Raw genomic sequence first — 860 nt, 5'->3', positions numbered from 1 at the left:
CATTGTAATTATAATACGTGGCATAACGATAAATGTCAACCATTATTCTGAAATTTATTAGATTTTATCAAGCAAGGATTAAGAAGCTTTAATTTAAAAGCGACGTTTTTTGATTTAGGAAGCGTTCATCATGATAAAGTCGAATACTCGCGTTGGCAAAATGGCGTGAGCAAATACCAATGTCTTGGCCCCGAACCCAATTAGATAGCATGGCGGTTGCCTTAACGATTACCTGTGGATTGCTCATCATATTGCTTGTTCATCCCTTCAGCGACTTTGAGCGCGGTCTTATGCCATAATTGTACAATTTGAGATTGCCATTTTCATACATTTTGAAGTCGCCATCGACATTGTTTAAAGAGCTAGAATGTTTGGGAGCAACGTAAGCTGGGAGAAATAGGATCTTTTAGGAGTGGAGTCGGCTTCCCTGAAAGCGAACAAGGAGGTATGGCTGGTATTCCTTTTTATAAGGTTTCTGATATGAATTTATCAGAAAATAATACTGTAATGAATATTTCAAGCAATTATGTTACTGATGACCAAATTAGTAGAAATAAATGGAAGCCCATTGACGGCAATACTATAATTTTTGCAAAAGTTGGTGCAGCAGTATTTCTTGAGCGTAAGCGTCAGACCAGATGTAAATTCTTAATAGATAATAACATGATGTCATATAAGCCGAATTCTATTCAAGACCATGATTATATTTATTACACATTTCAAAACTTGAATTTATCTCATTATGCTCAAATTGGCTCTCTCCCATCATTAAATGCTGGGGAACTAAAAAATGTAAACATTGTTCTCCCAGATCAGAATGAACAATCAAAAGTTAGTCAATTATTTTTAAATCTTGATCG

1 protein-coding gene is annotated in these 860 nt (G+C 35.2%); it reads left to right on the top strand.

What is annotated here, in order from left to right:
• Nucleotides 1–387 precede the first annotated feature (387 nt).
• Nucleotides 388–860 (top strand): restriction endonuclease subunit S (locus ACLUWI_RS10150; RefSeq protein WP_412147224.1); only part of this gene is annotated, 473 nt, incomplete at its 3' end.

The sequence above is a fragment of the Limosilactobacillus mucosae genome, assembly GCF_046939755.1.
Lineage (GTDB): Bacteria > Bacillota > Bacilli > Lactobacillales > Lactobacillaceae > Limosilactobacillus > Limosilactobacillus mucosae_A.
The sequence above is the reverse complement of the archived record's forward strand: the minus strand, read 5'-3'. Positions and strand labels throughout refer to the sequence as shown.